The sequence below is a fragment of the Klebsiella sp. 141203 genome, assembly GCF_032601985.1.
GTDB classification, from domain to species: domain Bacteria; phylum Pseudomonadota; class Gammaproteobacteria; order Enterobacterales; family Enterobacteriaceae; genus Klebsiella; species Klebsiella aerogenes.
In genome coordinates this window covers 17,093-35,182 of sequence record NZ_JAQIRL010000002.1, presented here as the reverse complement: position 1 = coordinate 35,182, position 18,090 = coordinate 17,093, and the positions used below count along the sequence as shown (strand labels likewise).

Sequence of the window (18,090 nt, the reverse complement as noted above, 5' to 3'; positions counted from 1 at the left end):
ACGAATCGGGGCGGCATATGCCACCCCGATTAGCGATTATGCGACGCCTGGCGCCGTATCATCCCCTTTATTATCGCGCTTCACTTCCGTCACTTCATCTCCCTTCTCGTTACGCAGATGAACTTCCAGCTGGTTGAAGGCAATATCGATATTGTTTTCACGGCACAGGCGATCGATCGAGCGGTTAAGTTCGTCCACCGCGTAGCTGCGATCGCGCAGTTCACGTACGTAGAGGCGCAGTTCATGATCCAGCGTGCTGGCGCCGAAGGTGGTAAAGAAGACCGACGGCGCCGGTTCCTGCATCACTTTCGGATGTTCATGCGCCGCCTGCAGCAGCACTTCTTTAACTTTATCGAGATCGGATCCATAAGCCACGCCCAGGCGGATCACCACGCGGGTGATGGTATCGGAGAGCGACCAGTTGATCAGCCGTTCCGTCACGAAGGCCTTGTTCGGAATAATCACCTCTTTGCGATCGAAATCGGTGATGGTCGTCGCGCGGATACGGATCTTACTGACGGTGCCTGAGAAGGTACCGATAGTGACCGTATCGCCGATACGCACCGGGCGTTCGAAGAGAATGATCAGGCCGGAGACGAAGTTACCGAAGATCTCCTGTAAGCCAAAACCTAAACCAACCGACAGCGCCGCGGCCAGCCACTGCAATTTATCCCACGACACGCCTAACGAGCCGAATACCGTCATCGCGCCGATGGCGATAATCGCGTAGTTGAGGATCGTCGTTATCGCATAGGAAGCGCCCTGGCGCATATTAAGACGCGACAGCACCAGCACTTCCAGCAGGCCCGGTAAGTTACGGATCAGCGCCCAGGCGACCATCGAGGCAACAATCGCAAACAGCAGGCTGCCCATGGTCACGCTTTTCACCACGCTGGCCCCGGCCTCGGTGCCGTTGTAGTGCCAGAGCGTAATGCTGTCGAGATAGGCGAACACGGTAATCAGATCGGACCAAATCGCCCAGAACAGCACCGCGAACAGCGCCACCATCACCAGCATGGTAATACGCAGCGTTTGCTGGTTAACCTGTTCGAGCGCGATCGTTGGCTCTTCCTGCGGTTCAGCGCCTTCCGCCCCTTCTTTCACCAGATGCTGGCGACGCGCCAGCGCCCGGCGCCAGGCAATACGTCGCGCCGCTACGCTCAGGCCGCGCAGCACGGTCTGGTACAGCAGGTTCCACATCATTACCAGATAGACGGTCTCAATCCAGCGGCCAGCCAGACGCAGCGTGGTATAGAAGTAACCGGTCGCCGTGAGGACCATCAGCGCGACGGGTACAATCGACAGCACGGTCACCGTCAGCAGGCGTAGGCTGTGCGACTCTTTGTCACGCCAGCTTTCGCGGCACATCGGCCACACCAGCACCGCAATCAGCAGCAGGTTGACGAAGATAACAAACTGCCCAAGTACATCGTCCATCAAATTAAGCGGAGAGAGCTCAGAAACAACCGACCAGAAATTCAGCGGCAGCAGCGCCAGGCTGACGCGGACGATCTGCCGTCGCCAGTGGCTGGTTAGCTGCGCGGGCATATTGAAATGCTTCACCGCCACGCCGTCTTTTTCCAGTACCTTCCAGCACAGGCCGAACACCAGCCAGAACATCGCCAGCTTCTTACTGTAAGCCCACAGCAGGTTGCTGACATTCAGCTGCATGGTCAGCAGGATAAGCCCGACGGCGAGGATGAGCAGCACCACCGGCAGCGCTCTGATCAAATCAATCAGGATCGCTTTTGGCGTGTTGAGCTGGGTATCGTTGCGTAACTGACCTACCTGAGAGGCCAGCTTCGCCTGGTAATCACGCAGCCACTGCAGGCGCCAGCGGATGAGACCGGCAATCAGCAGCAGCGGCAGCCCGGCAAGGAATGCGATAAACACCGCCGGCCAGGCTTTTTCCCAGTTGACGGTGATTTTCATCGATTTGAACTGGCCTTTCAGCGCTTCCGGGAAGGATTTAATCCACTCCCAATCCATCGGCTTATTGCTGTTCACCCAGAAAATCTGCTGGGTCAGGATCGATTTCAGATTGCTGGAGACGCTCATCAACTGCTGCTGGTTAATCTGCAGGTTGATGGCCATCATCAGCTGGTTCCCCAGCTGTTTGTTAAACTGGTCGAGCAATTCACGGCGCATGTCCACCACTTCCAACAGGGCGTCGTGAACTTCCGGCGTGACTTCGCTGCTATGGCCTTCTTCCAGCTTTGCCACAAAGGCATCGCTCTGGAATAACGCATCGCGCTGCTGGTTAACCTCAAACTGCTCCAGGCGCAGATCGGCAATGCGGTTGGTCATATCCTGCAGCTCGTCTGCTGATGGCAACGTTTGCTGCTGCTGATAGAGGATACGCGACAGCAGCAGGCTGCCTTTCAATACGGAAATCTGCTCTTTGATATCGCGTTCGGACTGCAGCGCGCGGTCGAGCCAGTTTTTCACTCTGATATTACGCTGCACCAGCTGGTTGCCGTTTTCCGTCGCCTGAATCAGCTTTTCGCTGAGCTGGTGGTTAACTTCAAGCTCCTGCTTGACCAGCGGGTTATTTTGGATCCGCGAGGTCTCCTCCGGCGAGACCGCTTCCTGAGCGGTTTTCTCGGTGAGCGTCAGTCGCTTGCTGTTCACCGCTTCCTGCAACAGTTGCAGCTGATGTTCCAGCCGGTTGCTATGGGCGGTGACGTAGTCGCGCTGTTTCTGCAGCGTATCCTGCAGAACGGTATTGCCTTCCAGGCTCTTACGCTGCTGTTCGATTTCCGCGTTCAGCAACGCCTGCTGCGCCAGCAACAGCCCCTGCTGCGTCGGGCGCAGTGTCTCTTCGCCCGGCGCGGTGCCGTTGAGGCGGTTACGAATTTGCTGTAATTGCTGAGAGGCAGAATACATCGCGTTCTGCACGCGCTCCGGCTGAGTCTGCAGCGAAACTAATTGGCTGTTGTAGGTCGCCAGATCGTTCTGCGCGCTTTGCAGATCGTCGAGCGCCTGGGACACGCGCGACTCAAGCTGTCGCAGCGACAACGTGCTCAGAGTTTTACGGGTGACTTCATCATCAGGAACGTCGCTCAGCGCATTCAGACTGTCTACCGCCTGACGCATTTTCGCCGGCGCCTGTTCAACCTGCTGACGCAGTTGAACGGTTTCAGACTTTATACGTTCAATCTTATCGAGCGTTTCTAAAGTCTGAGTCAGGTCCTGCTGAACTAATTTTTCCTGCGGCGTGAGTTCTTTTTGCTTATTTAGCGTAGTGAGCTGGCTTTGAATGTCAGAACGGTCAGGTAAATCTGCAGCCTGAACCTGGCTGAAGCTCAGAGTGCCAACTATAAGGACCAGTGCAAAGACAATGGTGGAAATAGCATGAGGCCAACGATTTGTATGCTGCATAGTATTAACATGAATGGTTGCAAATGCCGGAGAATACCGGGGGTCGTCGCAGCGCGCAGAATAGCACTTCTCCCTGCGCACGAATAGCGGCAGAGATAAGTAAAATTTACCTTTATTTACTGCTGGTCGTCAGGCCACAATTGCAGACGGGCTACGCAACGATGGACAGGTTTGGTACATCTCAATGAGCGTGTCTACATAAGCGCGGGCTTCCGCATGGAGATTAAAGGTCTCGGGCGCAAAGAGCCAATTTTCCATTAATCCGGAAAGATAACTGCGCATCAGAATTGCCGCACGGCGAGTGAGTAAATTCGCAGGTAATTGTTGAGCAGTGATACACTCTTTTAATGTTTGCTCAATACGATCGTAGCTTTCAAGCCATAAACTGCGCTGTGCTTGTTGGACAACGGCCATTTCTCCGACAAATTCGCATTTATGGAAGATGATTTCCATCATCAGGCGTCTACGTTCCTCTACTACCGTCGCTTCGAGGATATAGACCAGTATTTCGCGAACAACTGACAGTGGATCGTTAGGGAATTTTGCCCGATACTCAACTTCGAGATCGCTAATGCTGGCGTCAGAGAGACTCCATATTTCATTAAACAGATCGGATTTGTTTTTGAAATGCCAGTAAATCGCGCCCCTGGTCACTCCGGCAGCTTTTGCAATCGCGGCCAACGAGGTAGATGATACGCCTTGCTGCGAAAACAAACGCAGGGCAACGTCAAGAATCAGTTGCCGGGTTTCAAGTGCCTGTTGTTTGGTTTTTCGTGCCATAGGTTGATGACTTTACAGAGGTTGCGTTTACATACATTTGTGAATGTATGTACCATAGCATGACCATAATAGAAAGACTGAAGTGGGTTTGTGGACGTTTGAGCCACTGAAAATTTGAAATTGGACACTCGAGGTTTACATATGAACAAAAACAGAGGGTTAACGCCTCTGGCGGTCGTTCTGATGCTCTCAGGCAGCTTAGCGCTAACAGGATGTGACGATAAACCGGCTCAACAAGGGGCCCAGCAAATGCCGGAAGTCGGTATTGTCACGCTCAAATCCGCACCTCTACAAATCACCACTGAACTTCCTGGTCGTACCAATGCTTATCGTGTCGCAGAAGTCCGTCCTCAGGTAAGTGGCATTATTCTGAAACGTAACTTCACTGAAGGCAGCGATATTCAGGCGGGGGTGTCTCTTTATCAGATCGATCCGGCAACCTATCAGGCAAGCTATGAAAGCGCCAAAGGCGACTTAGCGAAAGCCCAGGCCGCCGCAAACATCGCTCAGTTGACGGTTAAACGCTACCAGAAACTGGTTGGTACCAAATACATCAGCCAACAAGAATATGATTCAGCCGTTGCCGATGCTCAGCAAAGCAACGCCGCCGTCGTTGCCGCCAAGGCTGCTGTTGAAACTGCGCGTATCAATCTGGCTTATACCAAAGTGACTTCGCCAATCAGCGGACGCATCGGTAAATCTACGGTCACCGAAGGCGCGCTGGTGCAAAACGGGCAAACTACCGCGCTGGCTACCGTTCAGCAGTTGGATCCTATCTATGTTGACGTTACCCAATCGAGCAACGATTTCCTGCGTCTGAAACAGGAACTGGCGAACGGTAAACTGAAGCAGGAAAACGGTAAGGCCAAAGTCGAACTGGTCACCAATGACGGTCTGAAGTACCCGCAAGAGGGTACGCTGGAATTCTCCGATGTTACCGTTGACCAGACCACCGGTTCTATCACGCTGCGCGCTATCTTCCCGAACCCGGACCACACTCTGCTGCCAGGGATGTTCGTCCGCGCGCGTCTGGAAGAAGGTATTAACCCGGATGCGCTGCTGGTTCCACAACAGGGCGTTACCCGTACCCCGCGCGGCGATGCCAGCGTAATGGTGGTCGGCGAAGGCGACAAAGTTGAAGTTCGCCAGGTCACCGCAACTCAGGCTATCGGCGATAAGTGGTTAGTGACCGAGGGTCTGAAATCAGGCGATCGCGTGATCGTCGCTGGCCTGCAAAAAGTCAAACCAGGCGTACAGGTAAAAGCGCAGGAAGTAGCTTCAGACAACCAACAGCAAACCGCCGGCAACGCGAACGCTCAGTCTGAACAAACCAAGTCTTAACTTAAACAGGAGCCGTTAAGACATGCCTAATTTCTTTATCGATCGCCCCATATTTGCATGGGTGATCGCCATAATCATCATGTTGGCCGGGGGGCTTTCAATTATGAAACTCCCCGTGGCGCAATATCCAACGATTGCGCCGCCAGCAGTGACGATCTCGGCCACCTACCCGGGGGCTGATGCGAAAACGGTGCAGGATACCGTGACACAGGTTATCGAACAGAACATGAACGGTATCGATAACCTGATGTACATGTCCTCAAACAGTGACTCCACCGGTACGGTGCAGATCACCCTTACCTTCCAGTCCGGTACTGACGCAGATATCGCCCAGGTACAGGTGCAGAATAAGCTGCAGCTGGCGATGCCGCTGCTGCCGCAGGAAGTACAACAACAGGGCGTGAGCGTGGAGAAATCCTCCAGTAGCTTCCTGATGGTTGTCGGGGTTATCAACACTAACGGCACCATGACGCAGGAGGATATTTCCGACTACGTGGGCGCCAATATGAAGGATGCCATCAGCCGTACCTCCGGCGTCGGCGACGTTCAGCTGTTCGGTTCCCAGTACGCGATGCGTATCTGGATGGACCCGACGAAGCTAAACAACTTCCAGTTGACTCCGGTAGATGTCATCAACGCCATTAAAGCGCAGAACGCCCAAGTCGCGGCAGGTCAGTTAGGCGGTACGCCGCCGGTGAAAGGCCAGCAGTTGAACGCCTCGATCATCGCCCAGACGCGTCTGACTTCCGCTGATGAATTCAGTAAGATTCTGCTGAAAGTCAATCAGGATGGTTCACAGGTTCGTCTGCGCGACGTGGCGAAAGTTGAGCTCGGCGGCGAAAACTACGACATCATCGCGAAGTTTAACGGCCAACCGGCTTCCGGTCTGGGGATTAAACTGGCCACCGGCGCTAACGCCCTGGATACCGCCAACGCCATCCGTGCCGAGCTGGCGAAGATGGAACCGTACTTCCCGTCAGGCCTGAAAATCGTCTACCCGTACGATACTACCCCGTTCGTGAAAATCTCTATTCATGAAGTGGTAAAAACGCTGGTGGAAGCGATCATCCTGGTGTTCCTGGTCATGTATCTGTTCCTGCAGAACTTCCGCGCCACGCTGATCCCGACCATTGCAGTACCGGTGGTATTGCTTGGGACATTCGCCATCCTGGCGGTGTTTGGCTTCTCGATAAACACCCTGACGATGTTCGGGATGGTGCTGGCCATCGGCTTGCTGGTGGATGACGCCATCGTGGTAGTAGAAAACGTCGAGCGCGTGATGGCGGAGGAAGGATTGCCGCCGAAAGAAGCGACCCGTAAGTCGATGGGTCAGATTCAGGGCGCGCTGGTCGGTATCGCGATGGTGCTGTCTGCGGTATTTATCCCGATGGCCTTCTTCGGCGGTTCAACCGGCGCGATTTATCGCCAGTTCTCGATCACTATCGTTTCCGCGATGGCGCTGTCGGTACTGGTAGCGCTGATTCTGACGCCAGCGCTGTGCGCCACCATGCTGAAACCGATTCAGAAAGGCGGCCATGGCGAGCACAAAGGCTTCTTTGGCTGGTTTAACCGCATGTTCGATAAGAGCACGCACCACTACACCGACAGCGTAGGCAACATTCTGCGTAGTACCGGTCGTTACCTGGTGCTGTATCTGATTATCGTCGTCGGTATGGCCTACCTGTTCGTTCGTCTGCCAAGCTCCTTCTTGCCGGACGAAGACCAGGGCGTGTTCTTGAGTATGGCGCAGCTTCCGGCGGGCGCGAGTCAGGAACGTACGCAGAAAGTCCTCGACGAGATGACTGACTACTACCTGACCAAAGAGAAGAACAACGTTGAATCGGTGTTCGCGGTTAACGGTTTTGGTTTTGCAGGTCGCGGTCAGAACACCGGTATCGCCTTCGTGTCGTTAAAAGACTGGAGCGAACGCCCGGGTTCAGAAAACAAAGTTGAAGCGATTACCGGCCGCGCGATGGCCCGTTTCTCGCAGATTAAAGATGCGATGGTCTTCGCCTTTAACCTGCCGGCGATCGTCGAACTGGGTACCGCTACCGGCTTTGACTTCCAGCTTATCGATCAGGGTGGTTTAGGGCATGAGAAATTAACTCAGGCGCGTAACCAGCTGTTTGGTATGGTCGCGCAGCATCCCGATCTGCTGGTCGGCGTGCGTCCTAACGGCCTGGAAGATACGCCGCAGTTCAAGATCGATATCGATCAGGAAAAAGCGCAGGCGCTGGGTGTTTCAATTAGCGACATTAACACCACCCTCGGCGCAGCGTGGGGCGGCAGCTACGTCAACGACTTCATCGACCGCGGTCGCGTGAAGAAAGTGTACGTCATGTCTGAAGCGAAATACCGTATGCTGCCAGAAGATATCGGCAACTGGTATGTACGCGGCAGCGATGGCCAAATGGTGCCGTTCTCCGCCTTCTCCACTTCCCACTGGGAATATGGTTCACCGCGTCTGGAGCGTTACAACGGTCTGCCATCGATGGAAATCCTCGGTCAGGCAGCGCCGGGCCGCAGTACGGGTGAAGCGATGGCGATGATGGAACAGCTGGCAAGCAAACTGCCTTCTGGCGTCGGCTACGACTGGACCGGTATGTCCTATCAGGAACGCCTGTCAGGCAACCAGGCCCCGGCGCTGTACGCTATCTCGCTTATCGTCGTCTTCCTGTGTCTGGCGGCGTTGTACGAGAGCTGGTCGATTCCGTTCTCCGTCATGCTGGTGGTACCGTTGGGTGTTGTTGGCGCGCTGTTAGCGGCAACCTTCCGCGGGCTGACTAACGACGTTTACTTCCAGGTCGGCCTGCTGACGACCATCGGCCTGTCGGCGAAGAACGCGATACTTATCGTTGAATTCGCCAAAGACCTGATGGAAAAAGAAGGCAAAGGCCTGATTGAAGCGACGCTGGAAGCGGTACGTATGCGTCTGCGCCCAATCCTGATGACTTCTCTGGCGTTTATCCTCGGGGTCATGCCGCTGGTTATCAGCTCAGGCGCAGGTTCCGGCGCGCAGAACGCTGTCGGTACCGGCGTAATGGGCGGGATGGTGACCGCGACGGTTCTGGCGATCTTCTTCGTGCCGGTGTTCTTCGTGGTGGTTCGTCGCCGCTTCAGTAAGAAAACTGAAGATATTGAGCATAACCATCCGGTTGAGCATCATTAATCTTGCTTAAGCTAAGGGCCGCGTTTGCGGCCCTTTTTCTTTAGGGGTATTTAAACGCACACATTGTTATTGTTTATTTTACGTTCTGACATATAATATACATTGATGAACGTTGTTCTATCTTTATTAAGATTTCCGTTATCGGCTTCACCATCAGGCTTTATTCAGAATATTCTTAATCACCAACAACTTCCCGACAACCTTCTCGCTGCAGGCAGGCGTCAATCAGATAAACTGATGATATATAAGGCTGACGTTCCAGTTTCGCCAAACATAAAAGGAATCCGTATAATAGGATCTGTTTTTTTAAGATAAATTAACCGTATTTATTGTAATTTTTCGTAATAGCACGGTGAAATGTTTTTGAGACTGGATTATAGTTAAATCACAGGATTACAATGTTTGAGCCTGGTCTTCATCCCACAACGGTGTTTGTTAGTCGTCGTTTAAACCACTTACAAGGGGATGTGTTATGGACGAGTACTCGCCAAAAAGACATGATATCGCGCAGCTTAGATTTCTCTGCGAAACCCTGTATCATGACTGCCTTGCAAACCTGGAAGAGAGCAACCGCGGCTGGGTTAACGACCCCACTTCGGCGGTGAATCTTCAATTAAATGAATTGATCGAGCACATAGCAACTTACGCGCTTAATTATAAAATTAAGTATGCTGAGGATAATAAGCTGATTTCTCAGCTTGACGAATACCTGGATGACACTTTTATGCTGTTCAGTAGTTATGGCATAAACACAAGCGATCTCCAAAAATGGCGCAAATCAGGCAATCGCCTATTCCGATGCTTTGTCAACGCCAGCCGGGAGAACCCGGCAAGTCTTTCTTGTTAGAATTATTACATTCAAAAGGTGAAATGATGTCTGGTAAACCATTAACTAAAACAGACTATTTGATGCGTTTACGCCGCTGTCAGACAATTGATACGCTGGAGCGCGTAATTGAAAAGAATAAATATGAACTTTCCGACAATGAATTGGCGGTATTTTACTCAGCAGCCGATCATCGTCTTGCTGAATTGACCATGAATAAGCTATACGACAAAATCCCAACTTCAGTATGGAAATTTATCCGCTAGTTCATTTTCTGTCATTAATACAACGGCACCTCAACAGGGATTGATCAGAATATTAAACGTCTGAGTCCCGTATTGCTGCATATGAAACCGGTTTCGCTTTATACTGTTTTTTCTTTAACCAGGAGAAGACCATGAGCGAAGAGAAAAGGAAAATGATCGCCGGCGAGCCGTATCTGGCTGGAGACGCCACGTTAAAAGCAGACCGCCTGCACGCCAGGCAGGTACTGCACCGTTACAATCACTCTGCGCCGGATGAACGCGAAATACGCGCCACGCTGCTGGCTGAACTTTTTGGCAAGGCGACCGACGCCTATATTGAACCCACTTTCCGCTGCGATTACGGCTATAACATCAGCCTCGGCGCCAATTTTTACGCTAACTTTGACTGCGTGATGCTCGATGTTTGCCCGATCCGGATTGGCGATAACTGTATGCTGGCGCCGGGCGTCCATATCTATACCGCCACCCATCCACTGGATCCGACGGAACGCAATAGCGGTATTGAGTACGGAAAACCGGTGGTTATCGGCCATAACGTGTGGATTGGCGGCCGGGCGGTTATCAACCCCGGCGTAACAATCGGCGACAACGCGGTTATCGCATCCGGCGCCGTGGTGGTGAAAGATGTGCCGGCCAATGCGGTGGTCGGCGGTAATCCTGCAAAAATCATCAAGCAGCTATTAACCGAATAATAGTAACTGTTATGCTTTTCTGTAACTGATCTGTTACTTTAACCCCAGTCTCCGGCAACATAAAATAACTGCCAAACTGAGCCGTAGAGCCTGAAATGCCGGGCTCTACGAAGAATTCGGGGATTAAAATGACAGAAATACAGCGCCTGCTAACCAACACCATTGAGGAACTGAACGAAAAAGAAAAACGCGATAATCGCCCGCGTTTTAGTATCAGTTTTATTCGCAATCACCCGTGGCTATTTGTCGCCATGTACGCCGCCTTTTTGGCCACTCTCGTCGTCATGCTGCGCTCTGAGACGCTGGTTGATTCCGTATGGCTGCTGGTCGTCCTGTTTGTTCTGTTGAACGGCTTTTTCTTCTTTGACGTCTACCCGCGTTACCGTTATGAAGATATCGACGTGCTCGATTTTCGCGTCTGTTATAACGGCGAATGGTATAACACCCGTTTCGTCCCTGAGCAGCTGATTGACGGTATTCTGCAATCGCCGCAGGTCGCTTATGAGCAGAAAGCCCAACTGCAGAAAATGATCGCCACGAAAGGTGAACTCTCGTTCTACGATGTTTTCACCTTGACCCGCGTTGCTGCTTGATTAGCCGGTTCAACGTCCGCAGCGCCGGTACGAAATGCGCCGCTGACGTATTACCATATCCCAACACCAGGCCGCTACGCGCGGTCTGCTGGTTAAGATAAAAGCGGCTTAGCGCCGCTGGCGCCATTTGATAACGTCGCGCCTGCTCGACAATTTGCACATCGTCGATGCCATCAATGGCGACGGTTAAATGCAGCCCGCCCTCTCCGCCCCAAATCTCATTCGCCAGCGCGAATTCGCTTGCGACCGCCTCGCGTAACAGCTGCTGACGCCGACGATACAACCGGCGCATTGAAGCCAGATGGCGAGCATAATGCCCCTCTTCGATGAACAGCGCCAGCGCACGCTGCTCCAGCCGATGGCCGCCGCGCAACAGCGCGCCGATCGCCTCCTGCGCCGCCTCGGCCAGCGCCGGAGGCATTACTGCAAATCCTATCCTAAGTGACGGGAAGAGCGTTTTACTGAAGGTACCAAGGTAAACCACCGGCGCCTGCGCCACCATGCCGAGCATCGCCTGAATGGGTTCGCCGCTGTAGCGAAACTCGCTGTCATAGTCATCTTCAATAATCCACGCATCATGCTGGCGGGCATACTCCAGCAACGCCAGACGGCGCCCGGCGCTCATCACCGCCCCGCTCGGATACTGGTGCGAAGGTGAGGTAAAAATAAGCCTCGGCGCCCGCTCTTCCGCGGTATCTGGCCGCATGCCATCGCTATCAACCGCAATTCCCTTTATTTGCAGACCGGCTTTAATAAACACGCTTTTGGCGCCGAAATAACCGGGCTCTTCGACCCAGGCGGTATCCCCCGCCTCGCTCAGCAGATGCGTGCAAAGATTAACCCCCTCCAGCGCGCCTTCAGTGATCACAATTTGCCGCGCTGTGCAGCGAATGCCCCGGGATAAGGTCAGATGACGGGCAATCGCCTCGCGCAGCGCCGGTTCACCGGCCGCCTCCCCATACCCAAGAATCGTGCTGCCGTCCTCGCGCAGCACCCGATCGAGCAAACGGCGCCAGATAGCCAGCGGGAAGTAGTTCACCGCGGGCATGCCGGTAGTCAACAACAGTGCCGGCGAATCCCGTCGCCCCGGCAGCGGTAATGCGCGCAAGCGCTCAGGTAACACAACCTTTGGCGGCGTCGGTTCGCTTTCCACCAGCGTATTGAGCGCCGCGACATACGTCCCCTGACGACTGCGGATCAGATATCCCTCTATCGCCAGCTGTTCCAGCGCGCTGTTTACGGTATTGCGCGATATGCCAGCACGCTGAGCAATAACGCGCGCCCCCGGCAACCGGCTATGACTGAGTAGCTCGCCCTGTAAAATGGCCTCGCGCAGCGCCTGATAGAGCGCGCGCTGTAGCGTCGCGTCTCCCCGCTGCTGTATCCCGCGCGTCAGCAGGGTAAAAAAAGCATCGTCCGGAATATTCATCATGGCTCCTCGTGGCACCATGAAAAGATACCTTTATGGCCCTTTTTATGGAACCAGCAGACGTTTAATCTCAGGACTCTTCCCGCAAACAGGACTTGACCGATGACGCAATACAACCAATTTAACCAACTCGTTGGCGACGCTTTACCTGACTGGCAGCCGCGTCCCTGGCCGCAGCGCCAGACCTTGCAAGGACAGTCATGCCGCCTGGAACCGCTTGCCGTCAAACACGCGCAAGCGCTGTTCAACGCCTATCGACAGGCGCCTGATACCCGCGCCTGGACCTGGCTTTTGCGTGAACCGGAAAACAGCGTTGCCGAGTTCAGCGCCTGGATTGCCAGCATCAGCGAGCTAAACGATCCGCTTCACTTCGCGGTGATTGATGAACGCAGTGGGCAACCGGTCGGATCGCTAGCGCTGATGCGTATTGACGCCAAAAACGGCGTCGTTGAAGTCGGCCATGTTCACTTTTCGCCGCTGCTAAGCCGCAAAGCAATGGCCACCGAAGCACAGTGGCTGCTGATGCGTTATGTCTTTGAGTCGCTCGGCTACCGCCGCTATGAGTGGAAATGCAATAGCCTGAATGAACCATCGCGGCGCGCGGCGCTGCGCTTAGGCTTTCAGTTCGAGGGGCGCTTTCGACAAGCGCTGGTGATAAAAGGCCACAATCGCGATACCGATTGGTTTTCCATTATTGATAGCGAGTGGCCGCAGGTGGATAGCGCAATGCGTCAGTGGCTGGCCGCCGGTAATTTTGATGCCAACGGCCAGCAATATCGCACGCTGGAGAGCTTTCGCAATCCTACGAATTAACGCCGTTTTTTACGCCCCTGCACCGCTTTAAAGCGCGGGTTACTTTTGCAGATAACGTACAGCCGCCCTTTGCGTTTCACTATCTGGCAATCCGGGTGGCGCTGTTTAGCGCTACGCAATGAGTTCAGTACCTGCATATTTAGCTCCTTTTGGCATCAATAAAACCACCGAAGCGCTGACGGAAACGGGCGGCGCTACCTTCGGTGGCATGCGTTTTCTGCTTACCGGTGTAATACGGATGGGATTTAGACGAAACATCTAAGGTGACATACGGATAGGTCACGCCATCCAGTTCAATCTCACGCTCGGTTTTAATGGTGGATCCCACTTTGAAGTACTCGTTCACGCTCGTATCGTGGAAAACGACGGTACGGTAGTGCGGATGAATATTAGCTTTCATGGCGAACCTCAATCAATATGTTATAACATAACAATTAAGGTACACCGTTCATAGCTAAAGATCAACCATACGAAATTAGCGGCTTCAACGAGCACCACGCGGAGCCTCAATGGACGATGATTTGCGGCCCCCTCCCCTCCAAATCGCGGTATTCGCGATCCGAGTCTTTTTTCCGCTTTCGCGTATACTCTGTGCAATCCCCGTTAAAATAAGGACATACCCATGACGACTCGCCATTTAATGAGTCTGGTTACAGGGGTGCTTATTCTCGCTATCGTACTCCCCATCGCCCTAAGCATCTGGCTGGCAATGCGTCAGGCGCAGGCGCAGTTTTATAGCGAGCTCGACCACTACTCAAAGCGTATTGTGATGCGCGTGGAACAGGTCGCCACTCAGGCCAAAGAAGCATTACAAGAAGCCGATGCTCACAGCGCCACCGCCTGTTCACCAGAACATTTGCTGAATATGCGCCGCATTGCCTACACCCATCGCTACGTGCAGGAGGTACTATGGTTGCGTAATTCGGTACCGATGTGCTCATCACTTGAAGATCATCGGGTTTCAGTGACATTCCCACAACCCGATCACGTGACCGCCGACGGCTACAGTACCTGGCTTACCTCGATCAATGACCTCGGCCTGCAACATCGCATGACCGCCTTCGGCAACAAAAATCATATTGTGATGATCGACCCGATATCATTTATTGATGTTATTGCCAGCGGCCAGGAAAAGATCCATACGATATTATTCGGCACTGAGCACGATCAGGTGGTGATCAGCAGCCAACCTCTCGATCCCGCGGTTTGGGCGCGAATTAAAAACCTCCATAGCGAGACGCTAACGCTGAATGACACCGTCTATCGCGTGCATATTATCCCGGAACTGGGTCTTGGCGTCGCAAGTTGGTCGTCCACGCAGCCCCTGGATGCGCGCCTTCGCCAGCAGCTGCTGTTATGGCTGCCGATAGGGCTCTTTACCAGCCTGTTGACCTCTTTTTTACTTCTACGCCTGCTGCGCAGATTACGTTCGCCACGTTATGGCATGCTGGATGCGCTGCAATCCGATGCCATCCAGGTTTACTATCAGCCGATAGTCTCGCTGGAAGATGGCAAAATCGCCGGCGCAGAAGCGCTGGCCCGCTGGCAGCAGCCGGATGGCACTTTTTTATCACCCGATATCTTTATCCCACTGGCTGAGCAAACCGGGCTTATCACCCGGTTGACCGAAGATATTGTGCGCAAAATCTTCGCCGACCTTGGCCCCTGGCTGCGCCAACATCCGCAGATGCATGTCTCCATAAATCTGTCGGTTGATGACCTGCGCTCGCCTACGTTACCCACGCTACTCAAGGAGCAGCTGGCGCGCTGGGGAGTCAATCCGGAACAGATTCCTCTTGAGCTTACCGAACGCGGTTTTGTCGATCCGCAAACCACCCTGCCGGTAATTATTGGCTATCGCCAGGCGGGACACCGGATCTCGATCGATGATTTCGGCACCGGCTATTCCAGCCTCAGCTACCTGCAGACGCTGGATGTGGATACGCTGAAGATCGACAAGTCATTTGTCGATACGCTGGAATATAAGCCGCTGACGCCGCATATCATTGAGATGGCGAAGGCGCTGAATCTGGCGATTGTCGCCGAAGGGGTGGAAACGCCCGCTCAGCGCGACTGGCTGCGCGCGCATGGCGTCAATTACGCGCAAGGCTGGCTGTATTGTAAGGCGCTACCGAAAGAGGAATTTGTTCAGTGGGCGGAACATAATATTAAAGCGCATTAATTCATGTGCGGCGCGCTGGCAACCAGTCGCGCCGCCGGATTTACTCCTCAAGAATCGGCGCAAACCCACCGAAGATCATACGCTTGCCGTCAAAAGGCAAGCTATCGCTAAGCGCTTTGATCCGCGGGTCGCTCATCATTTTCGCATTGGCCGCATCCCTGATCTCCTTAGACGGGTACTCGATCCAACTGAAAACCACTTCCTCATCCGCCTGCGCTTTAACCGACATGCGGAAATCCGTCAGCTTCCCTTCCGGGACATCATCCGACCAACACTCCACCACGCGCGTGGCGCCAAACTCTTTAAATAGCGGCGCCGATTTTGCTGCCAGTTCGCGGTATGCCTCCTTATTTTCCGCAGGGACGGCAACGACAAAACCATCAACATACTTCATGAGTGAGTCTCCGAAGTGAACAGCGCCGGCGGCATATCCGTCGGCGTCTGAGTGATAAGTTTAGTCGCTGCTATCGCGAACGGCGATTTCAGGACGCCAGCTCCCGGCTTTTCACCGCCGCGCTGACTGGCCGCGGTTGACGGAACCAGGGTAAAAACAGCTGGATCAGCGGGCCGATAGCAAAGGCGTAAACCACAGTACCGACCCCTACTTTGCCGCCCAGCAGCCAGCCAATTAGCAGTACCGAGACTTCGATGGCGGTACGGATACCACGCAAAGACCAACCGGTTCGCGCATGCAATCCGGTCATCAGGCCATCACGCGGCCCGGGACCAAAACCGGCGCCGATATACATCCCGGTTGCTATCGCATTCATCACTACCGCGCCGGCTAGCAGCAGACTACGCGCGGGCAGCGATTCCAGCGGCGGAAGTACCGCGAGCGTGGCATCGGCAGCAAGGCCAAGCACGATGACATTGCTAATGGTGCCGAGACCCGGCATCTGACGCAGCGGGATCCACAGCAGCAGCACCGCGGCGCCGGTCACAATAATCACCGTGCCGAAACTGATATTAAGCTGTTTCGCCACCCCCAGATGAAACACATCCCACGGATCGGCCCCGAGGTTGGCATGGACGAATAACGCCGTCGACACGCCATAGAGAACCAGACCAATATAAAGTTGTAGCAAGCGACGGACCATAAACACCTCAGTATGTATTGCGAATACCCCCATCATCAGCAAAAATGGATTGGTAATTAATGGCCAGTTTTTTAAAAGTGGATCGCTATGTCAGTACGTCGTTTTGGAACACAATCACTGGTACGCCTGCTCGGCAACTGGCAGTCCCCTTCCTCGCGCGCGCCGCTGTGGCGGCAGTTGGCGGAAGCGCTGCGTCTGTTGATCCTCGATGGACGGCTGGCGCTGGAGACCCGTCTGCCCGGCGAACGAGAACTGGCGACGGCGCTAAATGTTAGCCGCACCACTATCGCCAGCGCGCTGGGGTTATTGCGAGAAGAAGGCTATCTGCAAAGTCGCCAGGGGAGTGGTTCGCGCATTGCGCTACCTGCCGGTCCGCTACTTCCCGGCGAGCAGACGCTTTCGGCGCCATCGGTCAATCTCGCCACCGCCGCCCTCAGCGCCGGACCGGAGATTCATCAAGCCTACAGCCACGCGCTGACGCTGATGCCGCAGTATTTGTCCTATACCGGGTACGATCAGCAGGGGTTAGTCGATTTGCGCGCAGTCATTGCCCGCCGCTATAGCGAACGCGGCCTGCCGACGCAGGCGGATGAAGTGATGATTGTGAATGGCGCGCTGAGCGGATTTGCCCTGGTACTGCGTCTGTTAACCGGGCCTGGCGACCGGGTGGTGGTTGACGCGCCCTCTTACCCGATGGCGATTAACGCTATTCGCGGCGCCTCCTGCCGACCGGTAGGCGTCGCGTTACCGGAAAAGGGCTGGGACTGCGACGGCCTGGCGGCGACCATTGCGCAAACTTCGCCGCGGCTGGCCTTTATGATGCCGGATTTTCATAATCCCACCGGTCGCTGCATGGATAGCGAAACCCGGCAGCGCGTCGCCGATTTGGCCGCCAGCACGCGAACGACGCTGGTCGCCGACGAAACGATGGTCGATTTATGGTACAACGCCCCACCGCCGGCGCCGCTGGCGGCTTTCAATCCGGAAGCGCCAATAATCACTATTGGTTCAGCGGGTAAAACGTTCTGGGGAGGACTGCGAATTGGCTGGATCCGCGCCCCGGCGCGGACTATTGCCTCGCTCATCCAGGCGCGGGATACGCTCGATCTCGGTTCGCCGCTGCTGGAACAGCTGGCTTGTTGTTGGCTACTTGAGAACGAACAAACACTGTTGCCGCAACGGCGGGCAATGCTGGCCGCGCGTCGTGATATGTGCGCTGTGTTGATGGCGGAATATTTTCCCCACTGGCGCTTTTCCGTCCCCGAGGGCGGGCTATCGTTTTGGGTGGAGCTGCCGGAGATGTTGGCAACGCAGTTCTCGGTGCGCGCTGAGAATGCCGGCATTCATATCGGCACCGGTACGCGATTCGGTCTGGAAGGTGCCTTCGACCGTTATTTACGTTTGCCTTTCACGCTACCAGATACGGAATTGCGCAACGCCTTCAGCATTTTACAACCGCTGTGGCAGACCCTTACGCAACAGAAAGAAATGGCGAGAACACGTAAAATTATATAATAAAAT

General features: G+C 54.3%; 16 protein-coding genes. 9 read left to right on the top strand and 7 right to left on the bottom strand.

The window, feature by feature from the left end; translation table 11 throughout:
* Nucleotides 1–36: 36 nt before the first annotated feature.
* On the bottom strand, nt 37–3,381 hold the full coding sequence (mscK, locus tag PGR29_RS07830) for a mechanosensitive channel MscK (RefSeq protein ID WP_316424357.1): 3,345 nt from the start codon (nt 3,379–3,381) through the stop codon (nt 37–39).
* 129 nt (nt 3,382–3,510) lie between these two features.
* Nucleotides 3,511–4,161 carry a multidrug efflux transporter transcriptional repressor AcrR gene (gene acrR / locus PGR29_RS07825; RefSeq protein ID WP_045393528.1) on the bottom strand — a complete coding sequence of 217 codons (651 nt, stop codon included), beginning with the start codon at nt 4,159–4,161 and terminating at the stop codon, nt 3,511–3,513.
* A gap of 141 nt (nt 4,162–4,302) precedes the next feature.
* Here acrR and acrA point away from each other — a divergent pair, with 141 nt between their 5' ends.
* The 6 genes from acrA (at nt 4,303) to PGR29_RS07795 (ending at nt 11,048) form a co-directional block, all read left to right on the top strand.
* Nucleotides 4,303–5,502 carry a multidrug efflux RND transporter periplasmic adaptor subunit AcrA gene (gene acrA / locus PGR29_RS07820; RefSeq protein WP_087860356.1) on the top strand — a complete coding sequence of 400 codons (1,200 nt, stop codon included), beginning with the start codon at nt 4,303–4,305 and terminating at the stop codon, nt 5,500–5,502.
* A gap of 22 nt (nt 5,503–5,524) precedes the next feature.
* Nucleotides 5,525–8,671: a multidrug efflux RND transporter permease subunit AcrB gene (acrB, locus tag PGR29_RS07815; protein WP_015704610.1), complete on the top strand. Its 3,147-nt coding sequence runs from the start codon at nt 5,525–5,527 to the stop codon at nt 8,669–8,671.
* A 472-nt stretch (nt 8,672–9,143) separates the two neighbouring features.
* Nucleotides 9,144–9,518 (top strand): Hha toxicity modulator TomB, encoded by a 375-nt coding sequence (tomB, locus tag PGR29_RS07810; protein ID WP_015367917.1) that lies wholly within the window; start codon nt 9,144–9,146, stop codon nt 9,516–9,518.
* Between the two features lie 26 nt (nt 9,519–9,544).
* Nucleotides 9,545–9,763 (top strand): HHA domain-containing protein, encoded by a 219-nt coding sequence (locus tag PGR29_RS07805; protein WP_015367918.1) that lies wholly within the window; start codon nt 9,545–9,547, stop codon nt 9,761–9,763.
* 131 nt (nt 9,764–9,894) lie between these two features.
* The gene (maa, locus tag PGR29_RS07800; protein WP_087860357.1) at nt 9,895–10,455 is read left to right on the top strand and encodes a maltose O-acetyltransferase; all 561 of its coding nucleotides are present in this window, start codon (nt 9,895–9,897) and stop codon (nt 10,453–10,455) included.
* A gap of 128 nt (nt 10,456–10,583) precedes the next feature.
* Nucleotides 10,584–11,048 (top strand): YlaC family protein, encoded by a 465-nt coding sequence (locus PGR29_RS07795; protein WP_316424356.1) that lies wholly within the window; start codon nt 10,584–10,586, stop codon nt 11,046–11,048.
* On the opposite strand, the gene PGR29_RS07790 is transcribed toward PGR29_RS07795, so the two are convergent.
* A complete protein-coding gene (locus PGR29_RS07790) occupies nt 11,023–12,477 on the bottom strand; it encodes a PLP-dependent aminotransferase family protein (protein ID WP_113373760.1) in 1,455 nt (484 codons plus the stop codon). The genes PGR29_RS07795 and PGR29_RS07790 overlap by 26 nt on opposite strands.
* Before the next feature lie 102 nt (nt 12,478–12,579).
* On the opposite strand from PGR29_RS07790, the gene PGR29_RS07785 reads away from it, so the two are divergent.
* Nucleotides 12,580–13,290, top strand: a complete 711-nt coding sequence (locus tag PGR29_RS07785; RefSeq protein ID WP_316424355.1) for a GNAT family N-acetyltransferase — start codon at nt 12,580–12,582, stop codon at nt 13,288–13,290.
* Here the strand turns inward: PGR29_RS07785 and ykgO are convergent.
* Both ykgO and PGR29_RS07775 read right to left on the bottom strand, forming a co-directional pair.
* Nucleotides 13,287–13,427 carry a type B 50S ribosomal protein L36 gene (ykgO, locus tag PGR29_RS07780; protein ID WP_003859006.1) on the bottom strand — a complete coding sequence of 47 codons (141 nt, stop codon included), beginning with the start codon at nt 13,425–13,427 and terminating at the stop codon, nt 13,287–13,289. The two genes, PGR29_RS07785 and ykgO, sit on opposite strands and share 4 nt — an antisense overlap.
* Before the next feature lie 2 nt (nt 13,428–13,429).
* Entirely contained in the window at nt 13,430–13,690 is a 261-nt protein-coding gene (locus tag PGR29_RS07775; protein WP_015367923.1) for a type B 50S ribosomal protein L31, read from the bottom strand.
* A 222-nt stretch (nt 13,691–13,912) separates the two neighbouring features.
* On the opposite strand from PGR29_RS07775, the gene PGR29_RS07770 reads away from it, so the two are divergent.
* A complete protein-coding gene (locus PGR29_RS07770) occupies nt 13,913–15,472 on the top strand; it encodes an EAL domain-containing protein (protein WP_316424354.1) in 1,560 nt (519 codons plus the stop codon).
* 40 nt (nt 15,473–15,512) lie between these two features.
* On the opposite strand, the gene PGR29_RS07765 is transcribed toward PGR29_RS07770, so the two are convergent.
* Nucleotides 15,513–15,866: a DUF1428 domain-containing protein gene (locus PGR29_RS07765; RefSeq protein WP_316424353.1), complete on the bottom strand. Its 354-nt coding sequence runs from the start codon at nt 15,864–15,866 to the stop codon at nt 15,513–15,515.
* 88 nt (nt 15,867–15,954) lie between these two features.
* Nucleotides 15,955–16,569: a YczE/YyaS/YitT family protein gene (locus PGR29_RS07760; RefSeq protein ID WP_087860363.1), complete on the bottom strand. Its 615-nt coding sequence runs from the start codon at nt 16,567–16,569 to the stop codon at nt 15,955–15,957.
* An 87-nt stretch (nt 16,570–16,656) separates the two neighbouring features.
* On the opposite strand from PGR29_RS07760, the gene PGR29_RS07755 reads away from it, so the two are divergent.
* Nucleotides 16,657–18,084 (top strand): PLP-dependent aminotransferase family protein, encoded by a 1,428-nt coding sequence (locus tag PGR29_RS07755; protein ID WP_316424352.1) that lies wholly within the window; start codon nt 16,657–16,659, stop codon nt 18,082–18,084.
* The last annotated feature ends 6 nt before the right edge of the window (nt 18,085–18,090 follow it).